5 protein-coding genes are annotated in these 6,435 nt (G+C 69.9%); 4 read left to right on the forward strand and 1 reads right to left on the reverse strand.

Annotated elements, in window-relative coordinates; translation table 11 throughout:
* The 4 genes from ACE3SS_RS14280 to ACE3SS_RS14295 form a co-directional block, all read left to right on the forward strand.
* The coding region (locus ACE3SS_RS14280; RefSeq protein ID WP_374595075.1) for an EAL domain-containing protein at positions 1-2,298 on the forward strand (2,298 nt) is incomplete at its 5' end.
* Positions 2,299-2,345: 47 nt separating this feature from the next.
* Positions 2,346-3,500, forward strand: a complete 1,155-nt coding sequence (locus tag ACE3SS_RS14285) for a GGDEF domain-containing protein (RefSeq protein ID WP_374595077.1) — start codon at positions 2,346-2,348, stop codon at positions 3,498-3,500.
* Between the two features lie 17 nt (positions 3,501-3,517).
* Positions 3,518-4,702 carry a GGDEF domain-containing protein gene (locus tag ACE3SS_RS14290; protein WP_374595079.1) on the forward strand — a complete coding sequence of 395 codons (1,185 nt, stop codon included), beginning with the start codon at positions 3,518-3,520 and terminating at the stop codon, positions 4,700-4,702.
* 120 nt (positions 4,703-4,822) lie between these two features.
* The gene (locus ACE3SS_RS14295) at positions 4,823-6,151 is read left to right on the forward strand and encodes an HD-GYP domain-containing protein (RefSeq protein ID WP_374595081.1); all 1,329 of its coding nucleotides are present in this window, start codon (positions 4,823-4,825) and stop codon (positions 6,149-6,151) included.
* Here the strand turns inward: ACE3SS_RS14295 and ACE3SS_RS14300 are convergent.
* A partial coding sequence (locus ACE3SS_RS14300) for a DUF2325 domain-containing protein (protein WP_374595083.1) occupies positions 6,122-6,435 on the reverse strand: 314 nt, incomplete at its 5' end. The genes ACE3SS_RS14295 and ACE3SS_RS14300 overlap by 30 nt on opposite strands.

The following is a 6,435-nucleotide window of genomic DNA, read 5'->3' on the forward strand; positions in this document are numbered from 1 at the left end:
TTCCAGGCACTCTGGAGCGAGGCGCTGACCGGCCGCTGCGCCGAGCAGGCCGTGCGCAACGTGCGCGCCGACGGCCGCCCGTTGCACGTCTACTGGACGCTCACCCCGCTGCACGACGCACGGCGCGGCGTGCTCGGCGTGATGTGCGCCGGGCTCGACGCCAACGAGCAGCGCCGCGACGCGGCCCAGACCGAGGGCGACAAGCGCCTGCGGGCCGCGCAGCGCGTCGCGCGGCTGGGCTATCTGGCGTGGGATCTGCAGACCCGCCGGGCCACGCCGTCCGAAGAAGTGTGCGAGATCCTCGGCTTCGCACGGCACGCGACCATCTCGCGCGAAGACCTCATGAGCCGGATCGTCGGCGGGGAGCGCCCGGCCATCGAGGCGCAGCTCGCGCAGGCCCGGGCCGCGCGGGAGCCCGAGACGGAATTCTGCGCACGCTTTCAGACCGTGCAAGGCGCCATCAAGATCCTGCGCGTGGGCGTGCTCAACGAATTCGGCCCGGCGCCCGAGCACGCGTTGCGCGGCAGCTTCGTCACGATCCAGGACATCACCGGCCAGCACGCCGCCCAGGAGGCCTTGGCCGACAGCCAGGAGCGCCTGGACAACGCCCAGCAGATCGCCCGCCTGGGCGACTGGGAGTGGGACTGGAACCGCAACCGCGCGCGGCTGTCGAAGGAGGCGCTGCGCCTGCTCGCCAAGCCGCTCGACTGGGAGCCGACCGTCAAGGAACTCGTCAACAGCCTGCCGGCCGAAGACCGCCCGCGCATCTCGGCGCTTTACGACGCCGCCATGGCCCAGCGGCAGCCCGAGCTGCGCTATGAGTTCCGCATGGACAAGGAGGGCATGGGCACGCGCGACATCTTCGTCGTCTCGAACATCGAATACAACCCCGACGGCAGCCCGGCCCGCACGCGCGGCATCCTGCAAGACATCACCGAGCTCAAGAGCTACCAGCGCCAGCTGCACGAGCTCTCGTTCTTCGACTCGCTCACCCAGCTGCCCAACCGCGCGCTGTTCATCGACCGCTTCCGCCAGGCGCTGTCGGACGCCGCATGGCACCAGCACTGCCTGGGCGTGATGATGCTCGACCTCGATCGCTTCAAGCAGATCAACGACTCGCTCGGCCACGGCGTGGGCGACGAGCTGCTCAAGCAGACCGCCCTGCGCCTGAAAGAAGCCCTGCGCGACTACGACACCGTGGCGCGGCTGAGCGGCGACGAGTTCGCCATCATCCTGCCCGAGGTGCGCCAGGCCACCGACCTCGGCGTGATCGCCGGCAAGGTGGTCAAGGCCTTCGCCCACCCCTTCAATCTGGCCGGGCGCAGCGTGGTGGTCACCGCGAGCCTGGGCATCGCCTTCTTCCCGGACGACGGCAAGGGCGTGGACGACCTGCTGCAATACGCCGACGCCGCGCTCTACCACGCCAAGGAAACCGGCCGCAACAGCTTCCAGTTCTACTCGAAGGAGCTGACCCAGCACGCCAGCGAGCGCCTCAGCCTCGAATCCGAGCTGCGGCAGGCGCTGCAACGCGATCAGCTGGAGCTCTACTACCAACCCAAGTGGGATCTGGCCAGTGGCGGCCTGGTGGGCGCCGAGGCCCTGATGCGCTGGAATCATCCGACCCGCGGCCTGGTGCCGCCCGACAAGTTCATCTGCATCGCCGAAGAAACCGGCCTCATCGTGCAGATGGGCGAGTGGGCGCTGCGCGCGGCCTGCGCCGCGGCCTGCCAATGGAACGCCGGGCGCGCCGCGCCGCTGAAGATCGCCGTCAACCTCTCGCCGCGCCAGTTCGCCGCCGCCGGCTTCGTCGACCTCGTGCAGGACGCCCTGCGCGAGTCCGGCTGCCGCCCCGAGTGGATCGAGCTCGAAATCACCGAGAGCCTGCTGCTCGACGCGCGCTCCAACATCCGCTCGATGCTCGAAGCCCTGTCGTCCACCGGCATGACCATCGCCATCGACGACTTCGGCACCGGCTTCTCGGCGCTGAGCTACCTCACGCGCTTCCCCGTGCAGACGCTCAAGATCGACCGCTCCTTCGTGCGCGAGCTGCCGCAAGACCACGGCAGCGCCGAGCTGGTCAAGGCCATCGTCACCCTGGCCGGCAGCCTGCACATGAGCCTGGTGGCCGAAGGCGTCGAGACCGACGGGCAGGCGGTGCACCTGCGCAACCTCGGCTGCCAGATGGCGCAGGGCTTCCTGTTCGCCAAGCCGCTGCCCAAGGCACAGTTTGAAGACTTGATTCGTCAATGCGACAGCGCCACGGCGCCCCTGCATCCGCTGCCCGCCCAGGTCGCGTGATGCCCGCGGGCGAACACAACGGACGCTGCGCCGGTTCAAAGGCAGGTATGAAGCAATCGGGCCTCGTCACACTGGTTCTCGGCGCCGACTCCCGGCACCGCGAACACGTGCGCTTCGTGCTCGCCACCGTGTACTTCTACTCGGCGTGCGCGGCCATCGGCTGGCACGCGGCGGCCCTCGGCGAGATGCCGCCGCTGAGCGCCCACATCATGGGCGTGAGCCTGATCGGCACGTGGTGCCTGTTCTTCGCGCTGGTGCGCGGCGGCTGGTCCAAGCGCTTTCGCGACCCCAGCCTGACCCTGCCGCACGCGCTGGCCGGCATCTGGCTCAACACCCAGGCCTACATGCTCACCGGCCCCACGCGCGGCAACGTGCTGATGCTGCTGGCGCTGAGCCTGGTGTTCATGAGCTTTCGCCTTGGCCCGCGCCAGATCGTCGGCGTGAGCGCCTTCGCCGTGATGGCGATGGGCGGCGCCATGGCCGTGCTGAACCATCACGACCCGCTGCGCTACCCCGCCAGCACGCAGCTCGCGCACTTCGGCCTGACGCTGAGCTGCCTCATCACGATGGGCCTGGTCGCCAAGTCGGTGAGCGACCTGCGGCTGCGCCTCATCAGCCAGCGCCGCGAGCTGCGCCAGACGCTGGAGCGCGTGCAGTCGCTCGCCACCCACGACATGCTCACCGGCCTGGCCAACCGCGCCCACATGCAGGAGCTGCTCGACACCGAGGTGCAGCGCGGCCAGCGCGGCGGCGCGCCGTTCTGCGTGGCGCTGCTCGACCTCGACTTCTTCAAGATCGTCAACGACGCGCACGGCCACCGCGTGGGCGACGACGTGCTGCGCGGCTTCGCCGCCGCGGCCCAGACCCAGCTGCGCACCATCGACACCCTGGCGCGCTGGGGCGGCGAGGAATTCGTGCTGCTGCTGCCGCAGACGCGGCTCGAAGACGCCCTGCTCGGGCTCGACCGCTTGCGCCGCCACGTCGCCGAGCAACGCCTGGCCCCGGCCGTGCCCGACCTGGCCGTGACCTTCTCGTGCGGCCTGGCCCAGTGGGCGCAGGGCGAGTCGCCCGACCGCTTGGTCGAGCGCGCCGACCAGGCCCTCTACGCCGCCAAGCACAAGGGCCGCAACTGCTGCGTGGCGGCCGGGCCGGTCAGCCTGGCGGCGGCCCAGGGCGCCGCGTATGGAGAGCAGGTCGCGTGAAGCGGCCCGAGGCGAGCATGGTTCCATTCGACGACTCCCTCCACGAAGAACACGCCTTCGGCGAACCGCTGTCCAGCGTGGTGGGCCACCTCATGCTGGGCGGCGACCACAAGATGCGCAAGCGCCTGTCCGGCATCCTGCTGTCGATGTCGGTCTACGTGGTGTGCTGCGCGCTGGCCTTCTTCGGGGTGGCGCACGGGCTGGCGCGAGCCGGCTTCGCCGAGCGCCTGCTGGTGGTCACGCTGGTGGTCGAGGGCACCTTCTACGCGCTGGTGCGCAGCGGCTGGTCGACCCGGCTGCGCGACCCCAGCCTGATGATCTGGCAGACCGTGTTCGCGCTCGGCGCCGTCACCTACGCCTACGCGATGGTGACGCCGGACGACCGCGGCTCCGTGCTCGTCGTCATCAACGTCATCGTGATGTTCGGCATGGTCACGCTCACGCCGCGTCAGGCGATCGCGCTGGGCGTGATCGCGGCCTGCTTTCTCGGCGGCACGATCGCGGTGATGCACCAGATCGACCCCGCCTACTACCCCTGGCAGCGCGAGCTGATCCGCTTCGAGCTGCTGGCCGCCTCGCTGCCCGCGCTCACGGTGACGGCGCACTACGTCACCGACTGGCGCACGCGCGTGCTGCAACAGCGCGTCGAGCTGCGCGCGGCGCTGGAGCGCGTGCAGCAGCTCGCCACGCGCGACACCCTCACCGGCCTGGTCAACCGCCGCCACATGCAGGATCTGCTGGAGCAGGAATGGCAGCGGCAAGAACGCCTGGGCGTGGCCTTCGCCGTCGCCATCATCGACCTCGACCACTTCAAGCGCATCAACGACTTGCACGGCCACCGCGTGGGCGACGAGGTGCTGCAGCACTTCGCGCAGGCCGCGCAAGGCGTGCTGCGCGGCAGCGACGTGGTGGCGCGCTGGGGCGGCGAGGAGTTTCTCTTTCTCTTCCCCGACTCCAACGTCATGCAGGCCCACGCCTGCCTGCAGCGCCTCACCGAAACGCTGGCCACGCTGCGCGTGAGCGAGGGCGTGCCCGAGCTGCGCGTGCACTTCTCGGCCGGCGTGGCCCAGCACCACCACGGCCGCACGCTCGACCAGACCCTGGAGCGCGCCGACCGCGCCCTCTACATGGCCAAGGCCGCTGGCCGCAACCGCAGCCAGACCGCGCGCGACACAACCATGCCGGCCAACCTGGGCCGCTGAGCCCGCGCGCCGTTTCGTCCGTTCCCACCGCCGGCCCGCCCTTTCGGGGGTGCGCGATCGCCACTCATTCCAGCCGTTCGTCGCCGATGATGCGAGTTGATCGCCATCAGGGAGGAACCCATGGAGTCGTCCACTGCCGTCAACCGGCATTACCTGGATCACGTGATCGCGCTATCCGGCAGCCATGGGGCCGAGGCGATCGAAGACATCTTTGCCGAAAGCGGCATCAAGCTGCTGGCCAAGGGCGGGCGCATCGACGGCTCGACGCGCGAGCGCCTGCTGATGCATCGCCTGCGCAAGCCGCTCGAAGACAGCGTGCGCTTCGAGCACAACCTCAGCGCCACGCGCATCGGCCAACAGGCAGAAGCCCTGCTCGATCAATCGAGCCTGCTGCAATCGCTCTACAACGGCCGCAGCAACGGCGAAGCCACGCGCAACCTGCGCGAGCTGGAGCTGCACCCCAAGCTGCAGACGCTCAACACGCTGTACGCCGAATCGCAGCCCGGCAAGCTGCCGCACGCGGTGGGCGCCAGCCTGCTGTGCAGCGGCCTGATGAACCGCCTGCGGCCCGGCGACACCACCTCGCAGCGCATCGTCATGACCGCCGGACTCAGCCACGACATCGGCGAGCTCTACATGGACCCCGCGCCGCTGGCCCAGCTCGACCCGCTGGAGCCCGACGACTGGCGCCATGTGGCCGCGCACCCGGTGGTGGCGCAGCGCCTGCTCACCAGCATGCCCTCGGTGGGCACGCAGGTGGGCGAAACCGTGCTCAACCACCACGAACGGCTCGACGGCTTCGGCTACCCGCGCGGCCTCAAGGGCGGGCAGATCGGGCTGCACAGCCAGGTGCTGGCGGTGTGCGAAATGCTCGTCGGCTTCATCGAGCGCAGCCCGGCGCCGCTCAAGCGCAGCCACATCGCCGTCAGCCTGATCCCGGGTGAATTCAATCGCCAGATCTCCGACCTGGTGGCCGGCATCTGCCACGCCGGCAGCGCCACCGAGGCCCAGGTGGTCAGCCAGCCTCAGCTGGACGACAACCTGATCCGCGCCGCCCGCGTGGCCAGCACCCCCGACCTGCCCCGGCAAGTGGGCGAATGGCTGCAAAGCGACCTGCCCAGCGCCGGCACCACCCCGCTCAGGGCGCTGTTCCAGCAGGTGTTGCAACGGCTCACGCACATCCAGCGCGCCTACTACAGCGTGGGCCTCGACCGGCTCGACCCCGACAAACTCACTGCCCAGGTGGACGCCATCGACGACCCCGACACCCGGCTCGAAATCGTGCTCGTGCTGCAAGAAATCGCCTGGCGCCTCAAGGAGCTCGGGCGCGAAGCCGTGGCCCGCGTGAGTCGCCTGGCGCCCCTTGAAGCCCCGCGCGCGCGCCTGCTCGCCGACCGCCTGATCGGCGCCGCGCGCGACTCAACCGTGCCGGCCAACCTCGGCCGCTGAGCCGATCGGGGCGGTGTCCGTCGCGGGCGCGTTCGCCTCCGGAGTCGCGTCGGCCTGCGCCAGCGCGCGCATCAATGCCGCCTTGCTCGGCGTATCCACGAACACGCAGCGCTTGCCCGTGCGCTTGCAGTGATCCTTGACGCGCCAATACGCATCGTGGCTCACGCAGCCCGTCTGGCAGATCACCAGATCGGCCGCGGCCAGCGAGGTGTCGAGCCGCGAGGTGCTGTCTTGCTCGCCACCATCGTGGTGCACAAAACGCCCGCCCGTGCGCTCGACGAGCT

Origin of the sequence: Aquabacterium sp. (assembly GCF_041915145.1) — a bacterium.
Taxonomy (GTDB): domain Bacteria; phylum Pseudomonadota; class Gammaproteobacteria; order Burkholderiales; family Burkholderiaceae_C; genus Aquabacterium.